21 protein-coding genes and 1 riboswitch are annotated in these 25,586 nt (G+C 66.0%); of the genes, 7 read left to right on the forward strand and 14 right to left on the reverse strand.

Annotation, left to right across the window (positions count from 1 at the left end):
- Positions 1 to 155: 155 nt before the first annotated feature.
- A complete protein-coding gene (locus VGM20_01015; protein HEY4099437.1) occupies positions 156 to 851 on the forward strand; it encodes a methyltransferase domain-containing protein in 696 nt (231 codons plus the stop codon).
- Here VGM20_01015 and VGM20_01020 read toward each other — a convergent pair whose 3' ends face one another.
- From VGM20_01020 to VGM20_01045, 6 genes are read right to left on the reverse strand one after another with little or no spacing between them, the layout of a single operon-like run.
- Positions 852 to 1,823 (reverse strand): glycosyltransferase family A protein, encoded by a 972-nt coding sequence (locus VGM20_01020; GenBank protein HEY4099438.1) that lies wholly within the window; start codon positions 1,821 to 1,823, stop codon positions 852 to 854.
- Positions 1,824 to 1,827: 4 nt separating this feature from the next.
- A complete protein-coding gene (locus tag VGM20_01025) occupies positions 1,828 to 3,012 on the reverse strand; it encodes an ABC transporter ATP-binding protein (protein HEY4099439.1) in 1,185 nt (394 codons plus the stop codon).
- Entirely contained in the window at positions 3,012 to 3,890 is an 879-nt protein-coding gene (locus tag VGM20_01030) for an ABC transporter permease (protein ID HEY4099440.1), read from the reverse strand. Before VGM20_01030 ends, VGM20_01025 begins: the two co-directional genes overlap by 1 nt.
- Positions 3,891 to 3,915: 25 nt before the next feature.
- Positions 3,916 to 4,983: a hypothetical protein gene (locus tag VGM20_01035; GenBank protein HEY4099441.1), complete on the reverse strand. Its 1,068-nt coding sequence runs from the start codon at positions 4,981 to 4,983 to the stop codon at positions 3,916 to 3,918.
- Between the two features lie 54 nt (positions 4,984 to 5,037).
- Positions 5,038 to 6,312, reverse strand: coding sequence for a tyrosine--tRNA ligase (gene tyrS, locus VGM20_01040; protein HEY4099442.1), 1,275 nt, complete (start codon positions 6,310 to 6,312; stop codon positions 5,038 to 5,040).
- The gene (locus tag VGM20_01045) at positions 6,309 to 7,265 is read right to left on the reverse strand and encodes a glycosyltransferase (protein HEY4099443.1); all 957 of its coding nucleotides are present in this window, start codon (positions 7,263 to 7,265) and stop codon (positions 6,309 to 6,311) included. Before VGM20_01045 ends, tyrS begins: the two co-directional genes overlap by 4 nt.
- Positions 7,266 to 7,366: 101 nt before the next feature.
- Between VGM20_01045 and VGM20_01050 the strand changes: the two genes are divergently transcribed.
- The 3 genes from VGM20_01050 to VGM20_01060 all read left to right on the forward strand — a co-directional run bounded on the left by VGM20_01050 (position 7,367) and on the right by VGM20_01060 (position 11,383).
- On the forward strand, positions 7,367 to 9,532 hold the full coding sequence (locus tag VGM20_01050; protein ID HEY4099444.1) for a PBP1A family penicillin-binding protein: 2,166 nt from the start codon (positions 7,367 to 7,369) through the stop codon (positions 9,530 to 9,532).
- A gap of 2 nt (positions 9,533 to 9,534) precedes the next feature.
- A complete protein-coding gene (locus VGM20_01055) occupies positions 9,535 to 10,749 on the forward strand; it encodes an amidohydrolase family protein (GenBank protein HEY4099445.1) in 1,215 nt (404 codons plus the stop codon).
- A gap of 217 nt (positions 10,750 to 10,966) precedes the next feature.
- Entirely contained in the window at positions 10,967 to 11,383 is a 417-nt protein-coding gene (locus VGM20_01060) for an HNH endonuclease (protein HEY4099446.1), read from the forward strand.
- Positions 11,384 to 11,388: 5 nt separating this feature from the next.
- Here the strand turns inward: VGM20_01060 and VGM20_01065 are convergent, their stop codons facing one another.
- Genes VGM20_01065 through VGM20_01080 form a run of 4 tightly spaced genes read right to left on the reverse strand, consistent with a single transcriptional unit; the run spans position 11,389 to position 16,278 of the window.
- Positions 11,389 to 11,973, reverse strand: a complete 585-nt coding sequence (locus VGM20_01065) for a hypothetical protein (protein HEY4099447.1) — start codon at positions 11,971 to 11,973, stop codon at positions 11,389 to 11,391.
- A 5-nt stretch (positions 11,974 to 11,978) separates the two neighbouring features.
- Positions 11,979 to 13,715: a polymer-forming cytoskeletal protein gene (locus tag VGM20_01070; GenBank protein ID HEY4099448.1), complete on the reverse strand. Its 1,737-nt coding sequence runs from the start codon at positions 13,713 to 13,715 to the stop codon at positions 11,979 to 11,981.
- Complete coding sequence (locus VGM20_01075) at positions 13,712 to 15,094, reverse strand: sigma-54 dependent transcriptional regulator (protein HEY4099449.1); 1,383 nt, start codon at positions 15,092 to 15,094, stop codon at positions 13,712 to 13,714. The genes VGM20_01070 and VGM20_01075 overlap by 4 nt, the downstream gene beginning before the upstream one ends.
- Positions 15,091 to 16,278: a HAMP domain-containing sensor histidine kinase gene (locus VGM20_01080; protein ID HEY4099450.1), complete on the reverse strand. Its 1,188-nt coding sequence runs from the start codon at positions 16,276 to 16,278 to the stop codon at positions 15,091 to 15,093. The genes VGM20_01075 and VGM20_01080 overlap by 4 nt, the downstream gene beginning before the upstream one ends.
- Positions 16,279 to 16,536: 258 nt before the next feature.
- On the opposite strand from VGM20_01080, the gene VGM20_01085 reads away from it, so the two are divergent.
- Both VGM20_01085 and VGM20_01090 read left to right on the forward strand, forming a co-directional pair.
- Positions 16,537 to 19,548 carry a carboxypeptidase-like regulatory domain-containing protein gene (locus VGM20_01085; GenBank protein HEY4099451.1) on the forward strand — a complete coding sequence of 1,004 codons (3,012 nt, stop codon included), beginning with the start codon at positions 16,537 to 16,539 and terminating at the stop codon, positions 19,546 to 19,548.
- Positions 19,549 to 19,550: 2 nt separating this feature from the next.
- The gene (locus VGM20_01090; protein HEY4099452.1) at positions 19,551 to 20,543 is read left to right on the forward strand and encodes a hypothetical protein; all 993 of its coding nucleotides are present in this window, start codon (positions 19,551 to 19,553) and stop codon (positions 20,541 to 20,543) included.
- Between the two features lie 13 nt (positions 20,544 to 20,556).
- On the opposite strand, the gene VGM20_01095 is transcribed toward VGM20_01090, so the two are convergent.
- The 3 genes from VGM20_01095 to VGM20_01105 are packed head-to-tail and all read right to left on the reverse strand — an operon-like array spanning position 20,557 to position 23,806.
- A complete protein-coding gene (locus VGM20_01095) occupies positions 20,557 to 21,789 on the reverse strand; it encodes a VanZ family protein (protein HEY4099453.1) in 1,233 nt (410 codons plus the stop codon).
- A complete protein-coding gene (locus VGM20_01100; GenBank protein HEY4099454.1) occupies positions 21,786 to 22,952 on the reverse strand; it encodes a glycosyltransferase family 4 protein in 1,167 nt (388 codons plus the stop codon). The genes VGM20_01095 and VGM20_01100 overlap by 4 nt, the downstream gene beginning before the upstream one ends.
- Positions 22,949 to 23,806, reverse strand: coding sequence for a glycosyltransferase family A protein (locus VGM20_01105; protein HEY4099455.1), 858 nt, complete (start codon positions 23,804 to 23,806; stop codon positions 22,949 to 22,951). Before VGM20_01105 ends, VGM20_01100 begins: the two co-directional genes overlap by 4 nt.
- A 229-nt stretch (positions 23,807 to 24,035) precedes the next feature.
- Positions 24,036 to 24,130: riboswitch (cyclic di-GMP riboswitch) on the forward strand.
- Positions 24,131 to 24,177: 47 nt separating this feature from the next.
- Between VGM20_01105 and VGM20_01110 the strand changes: the two genes are divergently transcribed.
- On the forward strand, positions 24,178 to 24,597 hold the full coding sequence (locus VGM20_01110) for a hypothetical protein (GenBank protein HEY4099456.1): 420 nt from the start codon (positions 24,178 to 24,180) through the stop codon (positions 24,595 to 24,597).
- On the opposite strand, the gene VGM20_01115 is transcribed toward VGM20_01110, so the two are convergent.
- Positions 24,573 to 25,586, reverse strand: a complete 1,014-nt coding sequence (locus VGM20_01115) for an endonuclease/exonuclease/phosphatase family protein (protein HEY4099457.1) — start codon at positions 25,584 to 25,586, stop codon at positions 24,573 to 24,575. The two genes, VGM20_01110 and VGM20_01115, sit on opposite strands and share 25 nt — an antisense overlap.

Below are 25,586 nucleotides of genomic sequence, written 5' to 3' on the forward strand. Positions count from 1 at the left end.
CCTGTATGTTGGGGCTATGCGGGACAGATTCGCGGCTGGCATTTCGGGCTAGCTTGCGCGTGCGGCAAGTCCTTCATGATTCGTCGTGTCGAAGATGTCGCGTGGATTCACCGCCCGCGACCCCGCATCCCGGACCTGCGATTGATGGAGGGTCGATGTCGTTGCGCGAACGGACCGCTCGGGCGCTCGCGTGGCGCGCCCGTGAAGTGACCGAACGCCTGCCGGAGCAGTGGCGCTTCGCGCTGGAAAGCTGGCTGCCGCACAATTGGGTCTATGGATCGAGTTACTTCGCGGCGGTCGACTCGGACGCGGTCACCTCGGCCGGTCCTATGGCCGATGGCATCGCCCGCCTCTGCTCGCCGCAACGATGCGTTGATGTGGGGTGCGGTACAGGGGCCTTCCTGGCCGCGCTTCGCGACCGTCACCAGGTCGAGGTCCGCGGTTTCGAATACGGCGATGTCGCGCGGCAGTACTGTCGCTCGCGCGCTCTCGAGGTCCTCCCCCTCGATCTTTCCGATGCACCGCTCGCCATTCCGCCGGAGTCGGTCGATCTGGTCACCTCGTTCGAGGTCGCCGAGCATCTGCCAGCGCGCCTCGCCGATCGATTCGTCGAGACGCTGACGTCGGCACGCAAGACGGTCGTGATGTCGGCCGCCGTGCCGGGGCAGGGTGGCACCGGGCACGTAAACGAGCAGCCGCGCGAATACTGGATCGAACGAATGCAGCAGCACCGGTTCCGGTACGATTCCGAGGCGTCGCGACAATTGTCGGAGTGGTGGCGTGCCGATGGCGCGACCTGGTGGTACTGGCAGAATGTTGCGGTCTACCGGCCGCGAGAGGCCGGCGCGTAGTCAGGATTCGCTGAGCGACCGGCGCAACCACTTCGGACGCCAGAGTGCCAGCGCATCGATCACGGCACGGCGGCCTTGCCTGCCGGTCACCGAGACCGACATTCCGTCGATGATCCGCACGCCGTGCCCAGCGGCGTCGCCCCACCGGCGTTCCCGGATGAGCGCGCGCCAGTGTTCGATCGCCGGATGGATATATGGTTCGATCAGCGACGTGACGACGCTGTCTTCGATGTCGCTCGCGGCCAGTTCCGGAAAGGTCTTCCGGAACACCTTCCGGAACGCGCGGAGCTGCAGGAACTGGTGGCCCCTCGCCGTTTCATTGTCCGGATGCCAGCGGTAGCGCAGCACGATCTGCTCGGTTCCGGCAATGCGGCCCACGCGCGCCAGTTTCATCCACAGCAGATAGTCGGTCGCGTTGCGCGACTCGAGGTCCCAGCCCCCGGCTGCCGCAATTGCCCACCGCCGGATCAGCACGCATCCCGGGGTGGCAATCTGGTTGCCGCGCCAGAGATCCGCGCTGCCGATCTCTCCCGGCGGACGGTTCACGTGGCCCGACGGCACGCCATCGACGCCGATAGTTTCCGCTGCGCCAACGGCGGCGATCAGCTCCGGCTCCCGGTCGTACATCGCATGGAGCGTCGCCAGGGCGTCGGGATGAAGGGTGTCGTCGTCGTCGAGGAAGAGGACGAATTCGCCCCGTGACAGCTCGAACCCGGCCTGGCGTGCGCCGGCCTGACCCGCGTGCGGAATCGAATGGATCTGAAGGTTGATCCCGGGTGGAATCGATTGGGGGGAGAAATCGGCGGGGAGGGTGGCGCCATCATCGATGACGATGATTTCAAACGGCGGCAGTGATTGATTCGCTGCGGATTCGATCGCCGCTCGCAGATACGCCGGGCGGCGGTACGCCGGGATGATCACGCTGATTGCGCTGATTCTGACATCGGAACCGATCGCGGGTCCCGCCGTCACGCGGTCACACCGATTCGGCCAGACTGCTGGATGGTCGCAATGACATCTGTACGGCGCCGCGGAACGGCGTGGCGTCAACCACCTCGAAGAATGCCGCCGGCCCGTGCGTCGTCACACCGGCCTGTTCATTCCAGATGTTGACGCCGAAACGGTACTGCCCCGCCGGAAGATTCGCCTGCATTTCGAGCGGCACGACAAATGGTCCCGACCCCGATCGAACCTCGGGAGGAATCGGGACGCCCGCGGAATAGAGCTGCTGGCTCGCAGCACTTCCCGTCACTTCGATGAAGATGCTCAGCCACTCGGGAATCGGCCCTTCCGATTCACCGCGAACGACAAACGGCACGAGATTCCCCGACGGCACCAGCTCGCGGCTGGGCCGTTCGAGACCGGTGAGGCGCACGCCGGCGACGGCGGGGGATGACAGCACTGCTTCGAGGTCGCCACCATGGAGGTAGCGCTGCACCACCTCGTTGGCGCGTCCTCGCGCCGCCACGCCCCCCTTCGACAGCAGGATGCATTCGGTGCACAGCTCGACAATCCGGTCGAGCTGGTGCGACACGATCACGACCGGGATGTCGCTCTTCACCACGCGGCGAATCCGGTCGAACGCCTGCTGCTGGAACGATGCATCGCCGACGGAGAGCACTTCGTCGACGATCAGCACATCGGGCTCGAGGTGCACGGCGATCGAGAAGCCAAGCCGGGCGTTCATCCCGCTGGAGTACCGCTTGACCGGCGTGTCGATGAACGGCGCCACCCCAGAGAAATCGACGATCTCGTCGAACCGGCGGCGAATCAGGTCCTGCGGCATGCCCATGATCGCGCCCTGCAGGAAGACATTCTCCCGGCCGGTCAGGTCGGGATGAAATCCGGCGGAGACCTCGATCAGCGCGCCGACCCGTCCATGCACCTCGGCGATCCCGCGGGTTGGCTGGAGGATCCCGGTGAGAAGCTTGAGCGCAGTCGATTTGCCCGCGCCGTTGCCGCCGATGATGCCCAGCGACTGTCCCGGTTTGACGTCGAACGACACGTCCTGGATTGCCCAGAAATCGTCGGCGCGGAGCGGCGCCGTCGGATCGACATGCTTGCCGAGAATCGCGGGAATGAGATCGCGGAGCGAGTCGTACGCCGGACCGCGGTGGAAGCGCTTCCAGACTCCGTCGAACCGGATTCGCCCCTGGCCCATCAGTAGAACTCCGCGAACTGCGTCGACGAACGGCGGAAGATCAACACGCTCCACGGCAGCAGCACGGCGATGAAGAGCACCGAATAGAGGAGATAGTACGGGCTCCACAACGGGAGACCGCCATCGTGCGCCGGCAGCGTGCTGAGCAGGCTCGCGCCGTTGACGGTGACGACCTCATACCCCTCGAGAATCGGCGAGAGCGGGTTGCAGAGGAGGAGCAGCCGCGCCTTCGGGCCGAACGACGCCAGCGTGAAGAGCACCGGGGTGAACAGCATGCCGAACGTCAGGATCACCTGCAGGATGTATTTCACGTCACGGAAGAAGAGATTGGCGCAGGCGAAGAGAAAGCCGAGCCCGAGGGTGAAGGCGATCATCAGCACGATCAGCACCGGAAGCCACAGGAGCGCCCACGACAGCGTGAAATGCAGCAACGGCGACAGGAGCAGCAGCACCCCGGCGCCGACCGAGGCATCGACCACCTGGGTGATGATCGCGGCGACCGGAAGGATCTCGCGCGGGAAGTAGATCTTGGTGACGAGCTGCACGTTGTTGAGCACGCTGGTCGTGGCGAAATTCATCCCGCCGGCAAAAAACGCCCACGCCCATCCCTTGATCGCGATCCCGCCGAGGGACGGCGCCGTGCCGGGGTCGGCATGCTTGAACGCCGCGATGCGGATGACGAGGCCGGCGCCGATCAGCAGGATCGGCATCAGGATCGCCCATGCCACGCCGAAAACCGCCTGCTTGTACCGCAGGCGCAGGTCGCGGAGGGTCAGCTGCGTGACGAGTTCGCGCGATCGCAGCAGGTCGCGCCATACGGCGCCGAGGGTGAAGCGGCGATCGGAAACGGCGATGTCGGGCGCGGACATGGAGGTCATCGACAAGCCAAGATCGTGCCACGCCCTACTGGCTGACAACCCCCGTCATCTGCACCACCTCGAAGTCGCCGACATGGACCTGCTTCAGCGTGTTGTTGATGTCGTCGTTCCACCGGCTGTCGGCGGTGCCGCTCAAGTAGAAATTGCTCCCGTTGTCGGCCACCAGCATCCCGTACTTCTTGAGCGCCCGGAGGATCACCTGCATCGGCGCGGGAAACCCTGCGATGTTGTACGACGCCTTGAGGCGGACCCGCATCCCCATCGGCGGGTAGAGCGGGTTCGAGGAATTCGACGCGCAATGACTCGCCGGTGCGATCCAGGCGCAGCGGGTGCGGACCACGGTGAAGCGCAGTGCGTGATTGATCGCGCCGTGGAGGTAGACCTCGTCGTACCGGACCAGCCCCGGCAGGATCGGCAGCCCCGCCGCATCCGCCGATGTCCATCCCGCCGGACGCACCGTGCCATTGGTGAGGTCGAAGATTGCGCCGGATCCGGCGTGCCAGCCGCTGCCGGCCGCGGTAAGCGCGAACAGCTCATACAGCTTCCACTCGCCCTGGGTGATCATCAACAGGTGATTGTCGCCATTCCCCGGTTCGATCGGCGGAGTGGGCGGAATCGGATACGGCCCCGCATCGCTCTCGCTGGCGTAGTCGAACGGCACTGCGACACGCGGCTGCGCATCCGGCACGACGACATACGGAATGCCGAACGGTGATCCGCCGAGATTGCCGCCGAAATCCGGGTGCAGCGAAACACCGGTGCCGATCAGGCCAAGAATGGCGCTCGAATTGGGATCGACCTGCGCCGTGTCCACCGGCTGGTTCCACAGGTTCGATGCCGGGAAGATCAGCCGGCCGTGGAGATCGGCGTTCAATCCCAGATCGGGCGCGTCTGGCGACGGCGGCGGTGGTGGCGGTGGAGTCACTGGCGGTGGTGGCGGCGGCGTCACGGGCGGCGGCGGTGGCGGCGTCACGGGCGGCGGCGGTGGCGGCACCGGAGCAGTGATGCTGTCGGGGACCGTCGGTATGGTACGACTGTCCGGGGTGACCGCAGAGGTGCAGGCCACCACAAGCCATATCAGAATTCCGAGCATGCCGGAAGAATAACGTCGTGTCATTCTGGAGTTGTTCCTTGCTGCCAAACGCGCTCAGGATGTCAGGAGCGCCGCCCAGTTTCTCTTCCCCTTGCGCAGGAGAATGGCGCCGCCTGGGAGCAGATCGCCCGATGTGAGAACGCGCGCATCATCTGCAACAATGCCATTGACCGAAAAGCCGCCGGCGCCCAATCCGCGTCGTGCTTCGCTCTTCGACGCCGCGAGACCGGCTTTCTGCAAAGCATCGGCCAGTGCCATCCCTCCGTCGAGGGCGCCTCCCTCGAGTCGCTGGCTCGGCACCTCTCCAACCACCATCGCGACGGTATCGGCGTCGGCGTCCTTGAGATCCGCCGATCCGAAGAGTATTCGCGCGGCCGCGGTGGCGCGGCGCACGGCGTCGGTACCGTGAATCCTCGTCGTGATGTCGTCGGCGAGAAGGCGCTGCGCCTTCCGCGATCCCGGATCTCCGTGATGCGCCATGACCGCGGCGGAGATCTCGTCGACCGGCAGGAAGGTCATGAACAACAGCAGCCGCTCGACGTCGGCGTCATCAACCTGCAGCCAGTACTGATGGAATGCGTACGGCGAGGTACGCCGGGGATCGAGCCAGATATTCCCCGATTCGGTCTTGCCGAATTTCGCGCCCGATGCCGTGGTCAGGAGCGGCATCACGAGGCCGTGAACCTTGCGCCGGTCGCGGCGCGCCGCCAGTTCGATCCCGGCGGTGATATTTCCCCACTGATCGCTCCCGCCCAACTGCAGCTCGCATCCCGCCGAACCGGCGAGATGGGCGAAGTCGTACGCCTGGATCAGCATGTAGGAGAATTCGGTGAACGAGATGCCGGTATCCATCCTCGTCTGCACCGATTCCTTCTGCAGCATGTAATTGATGGTGAAATGCTTCCCGGTGTCGCGCAGGAAATCGAGCAGGCGGAGCGGCGCCAGCCAGTCAGCGTTGTTGTGCATCTCCGCGCCGGCGGTCCCCGGCGCGAAGTCGAGGAAATGCGAGAGCTGCTGCTGGATCGCCGCCGCGTTGGCCCGGATCACATCGTCGGGAAGCATCTGCCGCTCCGACTTCTTCCCCGACGGGTCGCCGATCAGACCGGTCCCGCCGCCGACCACCACCAGCGGTTTGCCGCCGAGCCGCTGGAGCCACGCCAGCCCCATCACCGGAATGAGCGAGCCGACATGGAGCGAATCAGCGGTCGGATCGAAGCCGGCGTAGCCGGTAATCGGCCCCTGCATCAGGCGGCCGGCGAGATCGGGCGTCGCGTCGTGGACCATGCCGCGCGCGCGAAGCGTGTCGAGGAGATTCGGCGGAGGATTCACGGGCGAGGTGCGCGTTGGTTGGCAATGGGCGAGCGGCCGAGCCACATGTCGCGCGCTTCATCGGCCCGTCCGCGCTCCTTCCAGACGGAATACCGCAATCGCACCTGGTCGGCGAGTCCCGCCGAGCCGCGCCGATTGTCCATCCAGTGCGAGAGGAATCGCCGTTCGTACTGGAGCACCGTTCGGAGCGAAACCTGTTGGTGGCCTTCGTGCAGCATCTCATGCCGCATCTGCGTCCGCCCCGAGCCGCGGGCATGGCGCTCGAGAAAACTCCATGTCGCTCGCGACACCGGAATCCGATGTTGGAGGGAGGCGTCGGGAACCCAGCGCCCCGGCCCGCAACGCTGGGCGATCCGGGTCAGGAACTCGACCTCATCGCCGACGATTCCGCCGCGGCCAACGTAGCACAACCGCTGATCGAATCGTTCGGCGCCGATGCATGCCCTGCGAATGCAGCAGTTGGCGCCCCAGGGACCGGCTGTGGGCTCGAGGAACTGCGGGCTCTCTCCAAGGTTGAGTGCGCTGTAGGCGCCTGGCTTCGCCTCGAGAATCGCGCGTGCCAGCGGCGTCGCTTCACCCTCAAATACCGGCACGATCGGTCCGCCCATGAACGGAGCATCCGGAAATTCGCCGGCGGTGCGATGGTATGCAGCCAGGAGCCCGGGACCGACGCTCACGTCGTCGTCAAGAAAGAGGATATAGCTGCCGATGGCTTCTTCGATGGCGCGATTGCGCGCGCTGGAAAGGCCCAGCGTGCTTTCGCTTACCACGCGGAGCGGGAGGCCGCGGTCACGCCACTGTGCCGCCACGGCCGGTGTCTCGTCGGTCGAGGCGTTGTCGACGAGAAGGATTTCATAGGTAATCCCCGGTGCCGACAGGTGGGACAGCGTTCCCAGCGTGACGTCGAGGGCCGCCGCCCGATCGTGCGTGCAGATCGCGACCGTAAAGTCCACTAGCCATCCCGAGGTGAGCCGATTGCAGCGTGGCAGTGCTGAAACTTCAGGGAGCAACGTCTCACGTGCAAGGCGACCAATCTCCGGATAGCTTCCGTCATATGGCAGGCCCCTCCTCTCCGCGGTTTGCCCGAACCCGGGCGTACTGGCGCGACCCGCACAATCGACGGCGCGTTGGGATCGGCATCCTGGCATGCATCGCGTTTTTCGCGATGGCGCTGGTGGGGCTCTGGACCCGTGCCTGCGCCAACGATCAATGCTCGATCGCCGGCCTCACCGGCTACGATCCCGCGCAGGCGTCGAAGGTCTACGCGGCCGATGGCCGCCAGATCGCCGATTTCGGGCTCTTCAAGCGGACGGTCGTTCCGCTCAAGGAGATGTCGCCCGCGGTGCCGGCGGCGTTCCTCGCCGTCGAGGACAAGCGCTTCTACCAGCACCACGGCGTCGACTGGGTCCGCTTCTTCGGCGCGCTCAAGCACATGGTCTTCCGTGCGTCGTTGCGGCAGGGCTTCTCGACCATCACCATGCAGCTCGCCGGCAACCTCCTCCCCGAGGAGATCAACCGGCAGAAGACCGGCGTCCGCGGCATCCCGCGCAAGATTCGCGAAATCCGCGTCGCCGGCGAGATCGAGAAGAAGTACACCAAGAGCCAGATCCTCGAGATGTATCTCAACCAGATCAATCTCGGGAACGGCGCGTACGGCGTGGAGGCCGCCGCATCCCGGTACTTCGGGAAATCGGCCCGCAATCTCAACGTCGCCGAGGCGGCGACGCTCGCGGCACTCCCCAAGGCGCCCGACACCTACAATCCGCGAAAACACCCGCGCAACGCCGTCTTTCGCCGCAACCTGGTGATCGACCTGATGGCAGAGGCCGGCAACCTGACCGGGCAGGAAGCGGAGGCGTGGAAGAACTATCCGCTCACCCTCTCGTCGCGAAGTGATTATCAGAGCGTCGCCGAATATTTCGTGGAGTACGTGCGCCAGATCATGCAGGCAAAGTTCGGCGGCGATCTCTACAAGGACGGCTTCCGCATCTACACCACGCTCGATCTCGACGCCCAGCAGGCCGCGGTCGATGCGCTGGAGTCGCAGCTCGAGAAGATCGAATCGAACGGCATCACCGGTGTCGGCAAGTTCCGGCACCAGACCTACCGCCAGTATATCGACCGGAAATCCGAAGACGACGCCGATCACGATTCGACGCGCTACCTGCAGGGCGGCGCGCTCGTCCTCGAAGCCAAGACCGGCCACATCCTCGCCATGGTCGGCGGACGCGACTTCGCCGATTCGAAATTCAACCGGATGACCCAGGCATTCCGGCAGCCGGGCTCGAGCTTCAAGCCGGTCGTCTACAGCGCTGCCGTGCAGTCGGGCGTGTCGCTCAGCGATTCGGAGCCCGACGCGCCGATCACCGTCAGCATGCCGTTCGGACAACCGCCATGGGAGCCGAAGAACTACGAGGGAACGTTCAGCGATTCGATGATGACGATTCGCCACGGACTGGAAGAGTCGAAGAACAGCATCGCCGTACGCGTCGGATTGAAGGTCGGCGTCGAGGGGGTGATCGCCGAGGCACGCAAGTTCGGGATCACCGCACCGATCGACCCCGCACCGTCGATCTTCATCGGCACGCCGTCGGTCCGGCCGATCGAAATGATTGCCGCCTACACGACCTTCGCCAACCTCGGCACCCGCACCGTTCCCAACGCGATCCTTCGCGTCGAGGACAAGAACGGGAAGATCATCTGGCAACCGGAGACGCAGAGCTTTCCGGTGCTCAATCCCGCCGACGCGTACGCGATGAACCAGGCGCTCGTCGGCGTGATCCGCAACGGCACGGCGAACGGCGCGGTCTACCGAGCCGGGTTCACCCTCCCCGCGGGCGGCAAGACCGGCACCACCAGCGACTATCACGACGTCTGGTTCATCGGCTTCACCCACGATCTTGTTGCCGGCGTCTGGATGGGATTCGACGCGCCGCAACCGATCATGGGAAATGCGCAGGGCGGCAAGCTCGCCGCGCCGGCGTGGACGCAGATGATGCTCGACATCTATCAGCGCCGGAAGGAACCGAGTGACTGGGCGCCGCTCGCCGACGCCGGCGATTCGCTCGTCGCCGTCGAGATCGACAAGTCGAACGGGCTGCGCGCCACACCGTTCTGTCCCGCCAACCTGCGCGTGGTGCGATACTACGCACGCGGCACCGAACCGAAGGAGTTCTGCCCCATCCACTCGCCGTTCCGGCCAGGTGGAGGCGGCAACTGATCTTGCGGCTGGCGGCGCCGTGGATTCTCCCGGTTGACGCCGAACCGATCGCGAACGGAGCCGTACTGATCGACGAACGCGGCCGGATCGCGGCGATCGGTCCCGATCACGCCGTGCCGCGACCACCCGACGCCCTCAGCGAAGATCAGGACGGCGTCGCCCTCATCCCGGGCCTGGTCAACACCCACACACACCTCGAGCTCACCGGCTTCGCAGGAATGGCCGAGGAGACCGATTTCTGGCTCTGGATCAAGAAGATCATCGCCCTCAAGGCGACGCGCACCGAGGAAGACTTCTTCCACGCGGCCGAGCAGGGGATCCGCGCCTGCTGGACCGCCGGCGTGACGACGATCTGCGACATGGGAAACACCGGGTCGGTGATCGAGGCGCTGCATGCGCTCGGCGCGAGCGGCGTCGCGCACCACGAAGCGTTCGACATGCACGTCGACGAGACCGCGACCGTGATGCGACGCTTCTCGCACGATCTCGATCGTCTCGCACGACACTCCACCGGCCGCGTGATCCTCGGGGTGTCGCCGCACGCGCCCTACACAGTGAGCGGGCCGCTCTACGCGGCGGTCAGCGACCTTGCCCGGAGCCACGGTGTTCCGATCGGCGTGCACGTCGCCGAACCGGCCGACGAGAGCGCGCTGCTGCACGACTTCACCGGAATATTCGCAGACGCACTTCGCGCGCGCGGGGTAACGCGGCTGAGCGACAGTCCGGTCTCGCCGATCGGGTGGCTCGAAGCGAACGGCGTGCTCGGCCCGCGCACACTCTGCGCCCACGCGATCCATACCGACGAGGCAGACACCAGGATCATGGTCGCGCGAGGTGTCGCCATCGCGCACTGCCCGCGGAGTAATCGGCGCCACCACCATGCCGACGCGCCGGTGGCGCGGTACGCAGATCGGGGACTCCGGATCGGGATCGGAACCGACTCCGAGGTGAGCGTCGCCCCGCTCGATCTCCTCGCCGAGGGGCGCCAGGCGCAAATCCTCGCCGGGTGGTCGGCCGAGGATACCCTCCGCGCCCTGACGCTGGGCGGCGCCGAGGCGCTCGGCCTCCAGCGCGAGTGCGGGTCGCTGACGGTGGGGAAATGGGCCGACATCGCAGCAGTCACCGTCACCGGCCAGCAACCGCCGGTCCCGGCGGTCCTCGCCTCCGCTCCCACTGACGTCGTCGCGACCTGGCTCGGGGGCCGGCGGGTCCGCTGATCGGCCGCATTCCGCCGCCAGTCCCTTGATACGCCATGCCTCTCGGGGTTATCCATAGGAACCCCCGACCGGAGCCAGACGGGTGCGTTGTTTAGCTCTCAATGCCTCTTTCGAACCGCTGACGATGGTGCCCACGCGCCGGGCACTGCGGCTGGTCATCGAGGGGAAGGCCGAGATCGTGGAGGCCGATGGCGAAGAGCCGATACGGAGTGTTCGAATGCAACTCCCTCGGCCCGCAATCATCCGCCTCGTCCGCTTCGTGCATGTTCCCCGCCGCTTCCGTCGCCAGGTCACCAACACCTTCCTCTTTGCCCGCGACTCCTACACCTGCCAGTACTGCGGCCGGGTGCAGCACCAGCTCAAGCTGCGCGAGTGCCTCACGCGCGATCATGTGATTCCGCAGTCACGCGGCGGGAGCAACGAGTGGACCAACGTCGTGACCGCGTGTTCGTCGTGCAATACCCGCAAGGGGAGCCGGCTGCCGGATGAAATCGGCATGCACCCCGTCCGGCCGCCGATGGAACCGCATTTTGTCCATCTATCGTGGGCGATCCGCCGACTCTCGGCGCCGCAGCTCAAATACATCCGCATCTTCTACGGCGATCACGCACTGGCCGCGATCCGCTCGTCCTGAGCTGGTCAGTGGTCGGGGACGGTGAATGTCACCGTCGTTGCGCGAGAGAGATCCACCTTCGGTCCCGTTCCCAGAATTGCCCGCTGGATGAACCCCGTGATCCCGCCGGGATCGCCGGCACGTTGTTGATCGACCGCGGTGAGCGTGGCGTCGATCGTGTAATACCAGCTTCCCGCAGCGAGCGTCGCCGGCGTCGGAATGCTGACGTCGCTTCCCACCAGATCCCTGAGCGAATCGAGTGACGCGAACGACCGGCTGATGCCGGTACGCACCCGTTCGGCGTACTTGTAGACATCGGTGATCGGGACCTTCTGCATCACCACATCCCACTCGACCGGGGAGCGGGGCTGGTCGCGGAAGAAGCTCTGCCGCCACAGCTGCACCCGCCAATGGAGCTGGATCGTGTACGCCTTGTCGAGGGCGCCGAGCCAGGTCGGATCGGTGAAAAGGTCGTCGACGTGAATCAGCAGGCTGGGGGCGTTCGGCGATCGAAGATCGAGATGAGCGGAAATGCGCGCATGCGCCTGCGCCGACGCCGTGAAGACGGCGCCGCACACCAGCGCGGCAACGAGATACAGCGCGCGCCGCATCCGGCCTAGCGGTGCGAGGAGAAGAGCAGGACCACCCGGACCGGCAGGGCGTCGGCCAGCGAGCGGGCAACGAGCAGCGTCGCCCATTTCGTCGCAATGCCGATTCCCACGTCCGATTTCCATTCCCGGATCGCCTGAATCCGGTTGGACGGCACGCGACCGGTGCTGTCTCCCGCGAGCCACGCACTTCCCGCATCGGTGAAGAGCACCAGCTCCGGATGCCGGATGCCGAGTTCGTAGCCGCCCACACGGGTGCGCAGGTCGATCGGCAGCGTGCGCCGGTATTCGAGCTGGATCGCGACATCACGATCGCACAGCGCCGGCGTCGCGGGGTCGGGCTTGCGGCGCCGGTCGCAGTTCACCGCCCGGAAGTCGTACCCCGGGAGCGGCTCGATCCCGCCCACGGCGAGGCGATCCTGGATGGTGAGCGGGTCGCCGCCAAGATGCCCGCCGCCAAGCATCCGGATGTTGAGCCGCTGGTCCGGCGTCAGCCGCAGCGACCCGTGGAGATCGAAATCACCGTCGGTCTCGCCATAATCGGAGATCGGCATCGCATCGCGGATCGACGTCGGCAGCGACACAGGCGTCAGGTCGTTGCTCGTCACGCGCCGAAGGGTGACGGCTGCGCGCCAGGTGAAGACCGGGTGGTTCATCTCGTTTTCGGCGTCCCAGTCCAGCGTCACCGACGCGATATGGTACTTGCCATCGTCGATCAGCGGATTTGGTCGCCACGTCTCGTCGGCACGCAGCAGCGAGAGCGCGTTGACGGCGAGCGCCGTCGTCTGCCGCGCGACCTCGTATCGCGCGCCGACGGTGAGTTCCGGATTCGGATGGAGATTGGCGAAGAGGCTTCCGCCGCGACGGACATACCAGTCAGCGTAGTCGCGGCGCAGGACCAGCGCGCTGATCCCCGATTCGAGCGGCGACGCCGGCTGGTCCGCGGTACTTGCGACCGTCTGGCCCCCTTCGACGCCCACCGTGAACGGCAGCGGACCGGGATGCATCCAGCTCCCTCGGGCATGCCACCCGACCGTGGGTCGCGACGCACTCGGGTCGCGCGCGGTGCGGATCACGGCATACGCCTGTACCCGCGCCGTGTCGTCCCCACCGGCATTCCACCGCGCGTTGCCGCCCATCTGCAGCGGCAGTGCCTCGACACGATTGTACTGGCCGAATCCGAGATACGGCGAGAGCAGCACGCCGTTGACGTTCGCGGTCAGGTCGTTGGCGAGTTGCATGACCGGATGCGATGCCGGCCGCACCACGAGGGTGCCGTCGGAATAGCGATCGAGCGACACGGGATCGCTGCAGGTGAACGAACGCCCGTCGATCCTGCCGCCCGGATCGACCGTCAGCTGACCGCCAAGGACCGTCACGTCACCCGAGACCCTGCCGGTCGCCGTCAACCGGACATCGCCGTTGAAGACGATCAGCGACCCGCGAATCGCGCCATCCACGCGCAGCGATCCGGCGAAGACGCCGTAGCTCCCCTGGATCGTGTCGGCCGGCTGGATCACCGACGTGCCGCCGAAAACGTGGACCGCGGCGTGGCCGTTGAAAGCAAGCAGCGCCGCGGTGAGGGTCGAGTCGGTGTAGCACCGATGAGCCGTTGAATCGCCGGGAGGTCCGCCGATGTCGAGCGTCCTCGGATTCTGCGCCTGGGCGTGTCCCGGCGCGAATAGAGCCGCCGCGCCGCTCCAGACCAGGGCGGCCATCGCCGTACGCCAGAGTTGTCGGATCATTCGTTCCCTCCCCGGATGCCGAGCCGGCGCATCCGCCGGTACAGGTTCCCGCGATCGGTTTTCAGCAGGCGGGCGGCTTCGGCGATGTTGCCGTTCGCCGTCGCCATCGCTCCGCTGATCAATGCACGTTCGGTATCATCGAGTCGTTCGCTCAATCCCCGTCCGTTGTCCACGAATCGCGACTCCGCATCGGCGGCCGCGACCAGTGCGGCGGGGTGCGAGCCGGTGCGCGCGAGGACGCGTGGAACCAGGTCGCCTGTCACCTCGTCGCCGCCGATGATCGCGAGCCGCTCGACGATATTGGCGAGCTCGCGCACATTCCCCGGCCAGCTGTGCGTCGCGAGCGCGGCGAGCGCCTCGGGCGTGAACCGCGGCGGATGCCGTGGCCGCAGCCGTGCCGCCAGATGTTCCACCAGGTCGGGAATGTCCATCAACCGGTCGCGAAGCGGCGGGACTTCGATCGGAAAGACGTTCAGCCGGAAATAGAGATCTTCGCGAAAGAGGCCGTTGGCGACGGACACCTCCAGCCTGCGATTGGTGGCGGCGAGCGTCCGGATATTGACCCGCTGGCTCCGCTCCGCTCCGATCCGCTGGATCTCCCCGCTCTCCAGCACCCGCAGCAGTTTCGCCTGCGCCTCGAGTTGCAGGTCGCCGATCTCGTCGAGGAAGAGCGTCCCGCCGTCGGCCAGTTCGAACCGGCCGATCCGGCGGTCAGTGGCACCGGTGAAGGCACCACGCTCGTGGCCGAACATTTCGCTCTCGACCAGGTCGCGAGGAATCGCGGCGCAATTCACCGAGACGAACGGACCCCGGGCGCGTGGCGAGTAGCGGTGAATCGCGTTGGCCACCAGCTCCTTGCCGCTCCCCGATTCGCCAAGGATCAGGACCCGGGCGTCGGTCGGTGCCACCTGGGCGATCTGTTGCCGCACATGCTCGATCGCCGGTGACGTACCGACCAGCGTCGGCTGCGGGCCGAGCGCCTGGCGCAACGCGCGATTCTCCGCTTGCGTGCGGACCAGGGTCTCGGCCGAGCGCACTGCGACGAGCAGCGATTCCGGCGCGAGCGGTTTCTCGAGGAACTGGAACGCGCCCATCTGCACGGCGCGAACTGCGTCGGAGAGTTGCGCCTTGCCGCTCATCATGATGACCGGGATGTCGCGATCGCCGGTACGGATTTTCTCGAGTGTTGCCAGGCCGTCGGGACCCGGCGGCATCATCAGGTCGAGGAGGATGATGTCGGGATGCACGTCGGGAATCGCCAGCAATCCGGCGTTGCCGTTGGCCGCTTCGGCGACGTCGAATCCCTCCGACTTGAGCAGCGCGCCGACCATCCGGCGGATGTTGGCTTCGTCGTCGACGATCAGGATGGTGGTCGTCATGCGGGGAAATTCATGAGGAAGGTCGCCCCGCCGCCCGGAGTGTCCGTCACCGCGATCGTCCCGTGGTGCTGTTCGATCGTCTGCCGTACGATCGCGAGGCCGAGGCCGGTACCGTCACCCTTTTCGGTGTAGTACGGCTCGAAGATCCGCTCGCGCGTTGCCTCCGGGACGCCGGGCCCGTCATCGCTCAACGCCACGCGAAGCCTTCCGTTCTGACGGTCGATCGCCACAGCGATCGTTCCATGCCCATCGCATGCCTCGACCGCATTGCGCAAGACATTGCTGAACGCGCGACGCAACGGGTCATAGTATCCCTCGATCGTCGCGTTGTCATCGAGGCAGTGCATCGCCCGGGCCATCCCCTCCGGCACGGTGTTTCGCAACAGATCCTCGAGCAGTTCGCGCAGGTCGACCGGTGCAGCCACTCCCTCCGGCAGCCGGCCGAGTTCGGCAAATTCGCGCGCCATCCCCTCGAGGCGCGCTGACTCCGCCGCGATCACTTCGAGTTCGTCGTGCATGTCGGTCGGCGCGCGCTTCGCCAGCTGGCGCACCGCAAGACGAATCGGCGTCAACGGATTCTTCATCTCGTGCGCGACCCGCCGTGCGACCTCGCCGAACGCGCGAAGCCGCTCGGCGTCGAGTTCCGAGGCACGGGCACGCTCCAGCCCCTGCTGCAGCTCATAGAGCGATCGCTGCAGCGTCACCAGCTCCGGCATCGTCCCCGGTTTCGTGGCATCGGGAACGGGCTCGCGGCGCTGGATGCGCCGGGTCCATTCCACGATCTCGTTGAGCGGCGAGGCATACTGCCGGGAAAGCATCGGCGCGGCGACGGCAATCAGAATGACCATCACCGTCGCGGCGACCACCACAAAGAGCGCCGCCGCCTGCGGCCACCGCGACTGCTGATCCTGGGTTCGGGTCACGCTGATCAGCAGGGTGTCGATCGCAGCCTGATGACGCTGCATCGCCTGACGAAGCGACGGCGAAATCGCGGGAGTGTTCCGCCCGATCTGCTGCATCAGGTCGACGTCGGTTGTCGCCACCGGCGCGATGACCTGACTCGCGTTGATCGCGGGTGGATTGCGGATAGCCCAGACCCCCGCCCCGGCAACCATCAAGAGGGGAAGTGCGCTGACGAAGAGGAGCGTCAGGAAGAGCCGCGAACGAAATGAGAGTCGGGACACCTGACCGTAAAGGTAGCTGTGTTATTCGGACACGACAGGCGGAATTGTGGCGACACCGCAGGCAATCCTAGTGGTGTTGCGTTGACGCAACAGCCGCGAAGTTGCTGGCCGAACCCCAGTGTCTCGGCAGGTCGACATTGGGCATGTCGCGATCGCAGATTCGTCTTCTACCAACAGATGGCACCGCTCCTGCACCATCGAACCCGTTCTCCATTCGATCGATCCGTACTGACTCGCGCAACCTGGACGGCTATGCCGATGCGTCTTTCCCAGCCGATTGGCCGCACGATCCTCCTCGCGGCGGCACTTGCAATCTTCGCGGCCACGACTCGCGCCGCGGCACAGAGCCTGACTGCCGGCTCGCTGACCGCGACGATTGTCGACCAGGGCCACGCGCCGCTGCGCGACGTGACTGTCACCCTCGAACGCAACGGATCGGCCTATCGCACGGTCGCCACCAATCGACTCGGTGTTGTGGCCTTTGCCGGTCTCACTCCCGGCTCCTATTCGGTCCTCGCCGAAGAACTCGGCTATCAACCAGTCCGGATGCGTGGCGTCTCCGTGGTGAGCAACGGTCGGTCATCGCTTACGATCACCCTGGTGAGAAGGCCGCCGCCGATCACCACCGTCGACGAGATCCCCTCGTCGGCAACGGTTGCGACCACGACTGCGGAACGCGCCATCAGTGGCGACGCCTTGCGCCTCTTTGCCCGGCGACATGACATCACCGGCACCGCCAGCGCATTCTCCGAAGCGGATGTCCCGCTCGACGGCCGCGACGGTCTCGTCCTGAGCGGCGACGGACTCCGCCCGGCCTATTCATCGCTCGTCGTCGACGGCATGCGTGAAGCGCTGCTTCGCCACCCCGGCATGCCCAGCGAACCTGCGTCGGCGCCACTCTTCGCGCGCGACGGCGTGACCCAGACGCTCTTCACCGGTTTTGCCGGCAGCGGCGAATGGCCCACGTCGCTCGGTGCGTTGATGGCGGCCGATACCCGCAGCGGCAACGGAAAAGTCACCGTGCAGCCGTGGGCGACATTCAGCAGCGCCAAGCTCGGCGGCCGCGGTGCCGACAATCCGGGCGATTCGAGCGCGACCTCGTTCCAGGCCGGAATCGCACTCGGTGGGTCGATCAAGCGCGATACGGCATCCTGGTTCATTCGTGGTGACTACCAGCAGATCGAATTGCCGACGGCGAATCCGTTCGCAGTGGGGTCGGCGGTGACCGACTCGGTCGCTGCTGTGCCGAAGACGGTAACCTTGCCGACCAATTCGCCGGCCCTCGATCTGGGCCGCTGGCTCTCGCCGACGGTGCGCAGCTGGAAGGGCGGCAGCGCGAGCGGCCGGCTCGACTGGCGGTTCGGATCCAACACGGCGCTGGCGTTGCGAGCGGGCGGGGCGTCATGGACCGAGGACAATCCTGATGTCGGACTCGAGCTTGCGAGCGCTGCAGGCGCGCATCTGAGTGCGCACGACGTCTCTGCAGCGGGGTCGCTCACCACCGGCAGCGACAACCTCACCAGCGAGACGCGTCTCGGCTTCCACACCAGCAAGCGTGATTGGACCGGCGCCGCCGTGCCGTACACCGGAATCGTTGCTGAGGGCGTCGCTGTCGGTGGTGCGGCAACGCTCCCCGGAACCTTCGAAGAAACCGGCATCGAACTCTCCGAAACCGCCACCTACCGTTCCGGCATCAACACGGTGAAGGGTGGCGGCGCGCTGCAGCACCGCACGGTGAACTACGATTGGCTTCCTGGGGGCGCCGGGCGCTTCTATTTCGGCGACGTCGCGACATTCGGCGCCGGGCAGGGCGCCTTCTACCAGGCGATCAATTCCGCGCCCGCGCCCGACCTCGGTGTGACCGACATTTCGCTCTTTGTCGAAGATGAACTGCAGGCCACGCCGGCGCTGCTGATCTCCGCCGGTTTCCGTCTGGATCACGAGACCCTCCCATCCGACGCCGTCAACGGCAACGCCGAGTGGGGACGCGTCTCCGGCTTTCCCAATAACGTGGTGCCGGCGGACAAGACCAGCCGCGACATCGGGCCGCGCGGCAGTTTCTCATGGGATGTCAGCGGCAGCGGGCGGACACTCGTTCGTGGCGACGCCGGGATCCTCTCCGGTCAATACGATCTCACCGCGCTGGCGGAAGCGGCGGAATTCGATGGAACCGTGAGTGTGCGGCGTGCGACCGGTACACTCGACTGGCCATCCGTTGGCGCCTCGGCCGGGAATGATGCCGGTGAAGCGTTGACCACCTTCGGTCCCGACGTCCGCAAGCCGCGATCATTCAAGGCCGACCTCGCGCTCGTCCAGCACCTCGCCGGGGCAGCGACGTTGACGTTCACCGGCGGTTATCGCCATGGCGATTACCTGCTGCAGCGCGAGGACCTCAATCGTGTTGCCGGCGTGGTAGCGACCGGCAGTGACGGTCGTCCGATCTACGGTGCGCTCCAGCAGTTCGGTGGATTGGTCACCCCGGACGTCGGATCCAATCGTCGCTTTCCGGAATTCGACATGGTCTACGGGCTCACCTCGACCGGCTACAACGACTACTACGAAGCGACGGCGACGCTCGACGACCGGCTCGCCGCGCACTTCAACGCATTGGTCTCCTACACCTACTCACGGACGACCGACAATCTCCCCGGCGAATTGAGCGCGGATCCCGCCGATCGCCTCTCGCCGTTCCCCGACGGCCTCAACGGAGCGCGCTGGGAAGACGGCCGGTCCGATTTCGACGTGCCGCATCGCATCGCGGCAACGCTGCGGTACACGTCGGCTGGGGCGTCGCCGATCACGGTGGCCGCACGCTACCGATATCGGTCCGGATTTCCGTTCACACCGGGGTTCCAGCCTGGCGTCGATGCCAACGGCGATGGATCGGGGAACAATGATCCGGCGTTCGTGGCGACGTCGATCGACGGCATGCAGGCGCTCACGGCGGCCAATGCGTGCCTCGGCTCGCAGGCCGGTGCCTTTGCGGAGCGCAACAGCTGTCGCGATCCCGGAGTTCACGCGGTCGATCTGCAGGCTTCGATCGCGATCCGTCACGGCTGGGCGATCACGATCGACGGATTCAACCTGATCGGGTCGACGACCGGACTGTACGATCACGCGGCCGTGCTCGTCGATCCGTCGCGCAGCATCACGACAGACGGGTCGGGACAAACCGTGCTCCCGCTCATCGCCAACCCCGACTTCGGAAAACTTCTCAGCCGCCGGGGAGAGCCGCGAGTCCTCCGGATCGGTATCCGGGTGGAGAACTGACCATGCGCCGACTCTCATCGATCTGCTGCTTCGCCGTCATCGCGGCCACCGCCTGCACCAATGCAGGCCAGAAGCTGACCTATCCCGCCCTTTCGGTGGGCCACCTCTCGGTCGCGGTCTATTTCGATCGCGACGACAGTCACTCGCTCACGTCGGCGGATACCTCCTTCACGGGCGCCACCGTCGATCTGCTGGCGCCGGGCGGCTCGGATACCCTCCGCCGCGCGACGACCGACGCCCAGGGAGTGGCGACATTCGATTCACTGCCGATCGGTTCCTACCGCGTCGTCATCGATCAGCACGCGCTGTCGGATTCTGTCGGCACGGTAGCCGGTGATACCGGTTCGATCCGGCTCGTAACCACTGCCGATTCGATCGTCGCCACCCGCATCATCCGTCTCGGCTACGCCGACCTCACCGTCGCGCAGGCCCGCGCGGCGGCACCCGGTCGCAAGGCGTTCGTCCGCGCTGCCGTGACCGTGCCGCTGCAGACGTTCCGCGATACCAGCACGTTCCTGGTCGACAGCACCGGATCGATTCGTGTCCTGCCGTCACGGATGCGCTCCGGCCTTGGCGGTGACAACATCGGCGATACCGTCCTCGTGCTCGCGCCAACCGGTGCCGCGCTCGGCCAACCGATCCTCGACAACGGGGTGATCACGCCGCTGTCCGCCGGCGCCGCACCTGCGCCGCAGACGGTCTCGGTCACCGATGCCCGGACGGCAAAGGGTGGTACGCTCGATGCCGCGCTGGTCAAGGTGACCGGCGCCATGATTCAGGATACCGTTGGGTCGTCGCCGGACTTCATCGTCCGCATCGCCGACCCGGCCGATTCCACCAGGACGGTCGATGTACTCATCGATGCGCAGCTCAACGCGCCGCACGTGTTTTTCCCGATCGGCGCGACGGTGACGATGGAAGGTGTCCTGGTGCCGATGGGGACGGGTACCTGGGTCATCAAGCCGCGCAACGCAGCCGACATCACCATCAACTGAATCAGTCCGCGCGTCACGAATTCGTGGCGCGCTTCGACCGCAAACGGGATACGGCGGTCGCGCCGATGATCAGCGCAGCTGGTGCAGCGAACAGCTCCACGCCGCCCGCTGCCACACCGGTGATCGCGGCAGCGAGCGCCACGATCACGGCCGACGCGAAGCCGGCGGCCGCCGTGAACCGCCAGCCGGCGGCGCCGCTCGTCCACCCGAGCCATCCCCACCACCAGCCGATCCAGAGGATGCTCCACCAGATCGCACGAGGATCGATCGTGTCGACGAAGGGATGGACGAACGCCCATCCGACGTCGAGCGTCGGAGTGATCGTCTCGGCGCGGGTCACCCCGGCGGGGAGGCCGATCCGGTTTAGTCGTACGCCGGCGCGCGACCAGGCAAAGTCAAACTGGACTGGCGTGCCCAGCGGAATGTCCATCATCCGGTCGAAGCGCCACGACGGAGCGTGAAATCCCCAGCGAGCGCCGCGAAGCGCAACTTCCAGCACCAGCGCCGAACTGATCTCGCTCACCGAGACGCGCGTCCGGTGATCGGCGTCGACAACACGAACGAGCGACGCCGATCGCGCCGGCAACGTGTCGCTGGTTCGCGCCGCTTCAATCGTGAGATTGATCCGATCGGTCACCCTCGGCATCGAATCGAGAGGGTCATTCGGAATCGTGGTGCCGTTGACGCTCGCGCGCTGGATCGTTCCCGGGAACGGATCATGGCCGGCCCACCGATACAGGATCTGCCCGACCCACGGACCGTCGTCGGCCGGAACGGGAGAGAACGCGACGCCGCTGATGAGAAATACGGCGGCGATGCACCCGAGCACCGCGGCGGCGTGCCGGCGCCCTTCTGTGGCGCTCTGTCCGCCCAGCCGTGACATCGCCGGATAGAGCCACCACGCCAGCGCCGCGCCGGTAGTGTTGGTGAGGACGTCGCCGAGCGATGCATCGCGTCCCACCAGGAAAAGGCCCTGCGTGACCTCGATCATCACGGTCAGCGGAACCACCACCGCCAGCAAGCGACTGCAACGGATTCGCAGTGCGCGTGCCGCGAGGCCGAGTGGGATGAACAGCAGGATATTGAGGACGATATCGGCAGAGCCGCTGTCGCCGCAGGAGATACAGTACCAGTGGAGTGCGGCAACTCGGGCCGCCTGGTCGGGCGCGGGTCGCAGGGTGAGCCACCCGATCACCGCGAGCCACGCCATCGCGACGACGCGCCACGCCGTCTCCCGGCGATTCATGCCGGGCCCCTGGCGACGCTGCGGTAGTACTCGACGATGCGATCGACGATCACATCGGTCGCGAATGTCTCCATGGTATGTGCCCGCGCCGCCGCACTCAATGCGCGTCGTTCCGTCGGTGTGGTGAGCAGACGGTGCAACACCGGAATGACCTGGTGCACGTCGGTCATGTCGACCGGTGTCCCGCCCGCACCGGTCATCCAGCGCAGCGTCGCTTCATCGTGAGTCAGCATTGGAAGCCCGGAGGCGCCGGCTTCGAGGAGCGCGATCGGCATCATCTCGAAGAGTGAAGCCAGGACGAAGAGGTCGGCCGCACGGCAGAGCGCCGGGATCTTCTGGCGAGGGTGACGCACCAGGAAGCGGACGCTGTCGCCGAGACGGGCGGTGCCGTCCCTGATCAGCTCCTCGGTGTCGTGTTCGCGTCCGCCGGCCACGACCAGCACGACCGGAACGTCCGGATGCAGCGCACGATATGTCGCGACCATGTCGATCAGCCAGTCGATCCGCTTGTGCGCACGCTTGATCGCGGCGAGTGCCAGGATCACCACCGCGTCGGCCGGGATCCCCAGCTCTGCGCGAACGTCGGGCGCGTTCCCGGGTTGAAAGCGATCGGTGTCGACGAAATTGCCGATCGCGGTCCAGCTTTCGCGCCACACCCCTTCACGACGCCAGCGTTCGAGTTGCATCGGCGAGAGGTGCTGCACGTAGCGCAGGCGTTGCAGGAAACCGCCCGGCTCTTCGGTGCCATGCGCGAGAATCGTCCGCGTTCGGGTGAGTCCCATCCGACGCATCTGATCGAGCCGCAGCGCGACGAGCGGGTCCTGCACGTGCAGGATATCGGCCGGTTGGCGACGCAACGCGCGAAGGAGGGAGAACGCAAAGGTGGTCTGTTCGACATCGTACGACGCCTGCATCCCGATCCGCCACCCGAGCGGCCGCGGAAACAGCCGACGCAGCGCCGCGTTCTCCGCCGACTCGCGCGGGCGATTGGCGAGCACTTCGCCCCACGCGGGCGGTGTGCCGCCGCCCTGATAGAGACGCACCGATTCGCCGCGGCGCTGGAGCGCACTGGCGAGATCGTCCGCCCATGTCTCGATGCCGCGCGCGATATGGCCCAGACCACTCGACGCGATTGCGATCGCCAGCCGACTGGTGTCACTCATCGGCGTGCTCGTCCGACGGGAAGTGCGGACGCCCACAGCCGGAGGCGCGCCTTCCAGTCGAGTGGGCCTCGTTGCGACGCCTCCCGGAGAAACTCGCGCGCCGACCTGGTCTCGCCGTAGTGGTAGAGCTCAAGTCCGTACTCGCGGTAGATCGTGAATTCGCGTCGCCGCAGCAGGTCGCCGGGCAGACCGAGTTGCCCCGCGACGCGACGAACGTTGGTCAGTTCCGCGTTGGCGAAGCGAAGCGTCTGTGCGGTGAGGCTCTGTGGCGTGGGCCGATAGTCGACCAGCGGGTACGGCAGGAGGTCGAATCGCCATCCGGCGTGTGCCAATCGCAGCCACAGGTTGTAGTCCTCCACCCCGATGAGCTCCCGCGTTTCGTCAAATCCGCCGACCGCTTCCCACGCAGCCTTCCGCAGCAGCACCGTCGACGTCGGGATGTAGTTGCGCTCCCAGAGCAGCGGGAAGTCGATGTCCCCTTCCGGCATCGCCGAGATCCGGTCCTCACGGGCGGAAAGACCCGCGATGACCGCGACCTCTGGATCGGCAACGTGCGGTAACTGACGTTCGAGTCGGTCGGGGCGGCTGATATCGTCGGCGTCCAGCAACGCGATCCACTCCGCCCGGGCGTCCCTGATCCCCGTATTGCGCGCGGCAGCTGGTCCACGGTTCTCCTGACGGATGACCCGCGCCCCCGCGGCGGCGGCGACCGCCGCCGTCTCGTCTCGTGAACCATCATCGACGACGATCAGCTCGTCGGCCGGAGTGGATTGCGAGAGTGCTGACGAAATCGCCCGCTGGACGACCTCGGCCGCCTGGTAGGCGGGGATGACGAAGGCGACCCGGGGGCTCACTAGTGCAGCCCCGCGAGTTGCATCCAGCCGGGAATTCTCACCGCAAGATACCGATCAAAAAATAAACAGTTCATCGTGTTTACCATGCTGATGCCAGCGCGCAACAGATTTGTAAGTCATTGTTACGAAAGCATTTGATAATTTTCGCCAAGCGGCTAATCCGAGTGGTCTGCCTATTGCGAATATCGAACAGCGTCGGGGCGAAAGTCGCTCCGGAAAATCGTCGTGACGCTGCCCAGAGCACACCTGTGGAAACGCAGGGTCGCAGAGTCAGGGAGCTACCGCGCTCAATACAGCGAGCGCCATGCCCGCCCAGCCGCCAGCGTAACTCCCTGGTCACCGGACCAGGTCAACCTGGGCTGAGGCTCGTCATGAAGATGTCTGTCCGTGGTCTTGTTCGGATCGTCGCTCCCGCTGCGTTCGCCTTCGCCGCCGCGTGCAGTTCCGATGCTGGCACCAGCGTCACCACGCCGCCACCGGCCCCGAGCGGCGGATGGCTCACCTTGCAGCTGGTCACGCCGCGTACCGACGACGGTGCAGCACAGTTCGCCGTGCGTGGACCCGCGATCGACAGCGTCAAGCTCATCGGATATGACGGCTTCGCCACCATCCAGTCCGGTACCGCCAACTTGATTGTCACGGGGGCCGTCACGGGTGGCAGCGTCGCCCAGATCTACGTCCCCGACCTGTCGCTCGCCGGAGAATATCAGGCATCGATCGCTGCGGCGGCCGCCCGCCAGACCTATGTCATGCAGTCGCTCACCGGCTATCGCGCCGTGCTGGTGCGCTGAGGCCGGACGACAAGATCCGCAAGCACCGGAACGTGGTCGGATCCGAGATCCGGTCCGATCCACGTTCGCCGGGAAGCGACCCGATCGTTCATCAGAATGTGATCGATACGGATCCCATGCCAGCGTGAGTGCCAGCTGTAGCCCGCACCGATCCCCGCCTCCTCGAACGCATCTGAAAATCGCGACCACCACCGCGAATAGATCCGGCTCTCCTCGGGCGTGTTGAAGTCCCCCGCGACAATCAGCGGGCCACCGGAATCAATCACAGGCTGCAGGAACGCGATCGCCAGCCGCGATTCGACGTTGCGGATTGCCGAAATCGAATCGACGCCGGTCGACAGACCGGGCCACGCCGATGGATGGCGGAACTCGATCAGCGCGTCGCGCGGCGATTTCAGGTGCAGCAGGGCGATGGTGACAGCTTGCGACCCGATCCGGATCGTCGCCTTCGCGATCGCGAGCTTGCCGTGGAGCTTCCAGATGTCATCCTGCGATCGGAAGTCCCACGCGACGATCGGAAACTTCGAGAGAAAACAGAGCTCTCCGCCCGACTTGAAATTCCATCCTGCGGGGACGCGAATCGCATCGGAATACGACGGACACTCGACCAGGGTGGCGACGTCCGCATCCATCGAGTCGAGTCGCGCGAGAGTGGTTCTCGTTACCGCCTGGCTGGTCGCCATGTTGAATTCGACCAGCCGGAACATCGTCGGGCCCGAGGCGGCGAGACCAATCCGCGCCGGTCCGATGCGCATGCCAAGAATTCCGGCGAGGACCGCTACCATGGTCAGCAGCGCCGGAACGATCCCGGATCGGGGCCGCGAAAGCAGCAGCGGCAGCGGCAGGACGAGCAAGGGGAGGGCCATCCAGCGCGGACCAAAGAGGAGCGGGAACACGGGCCACCACTGATCGCCTCCGGCTCGAAGGCCGATCGCAGCGAATACTGCGGCTGCGGCGCCGCCCCAGGCGAGCCACCATCTGACCGGCAT

It is taken from the genome of Gemmatimonadales bacterium, from assembly GCA_036500345.1.
Taxonomy (GTDB): domain Bacteria; phylum Gemmatimonadota; class Gemmatimonadetes; order Gemmatimonadales; family GWC2-71-9; genus Palsa-1233.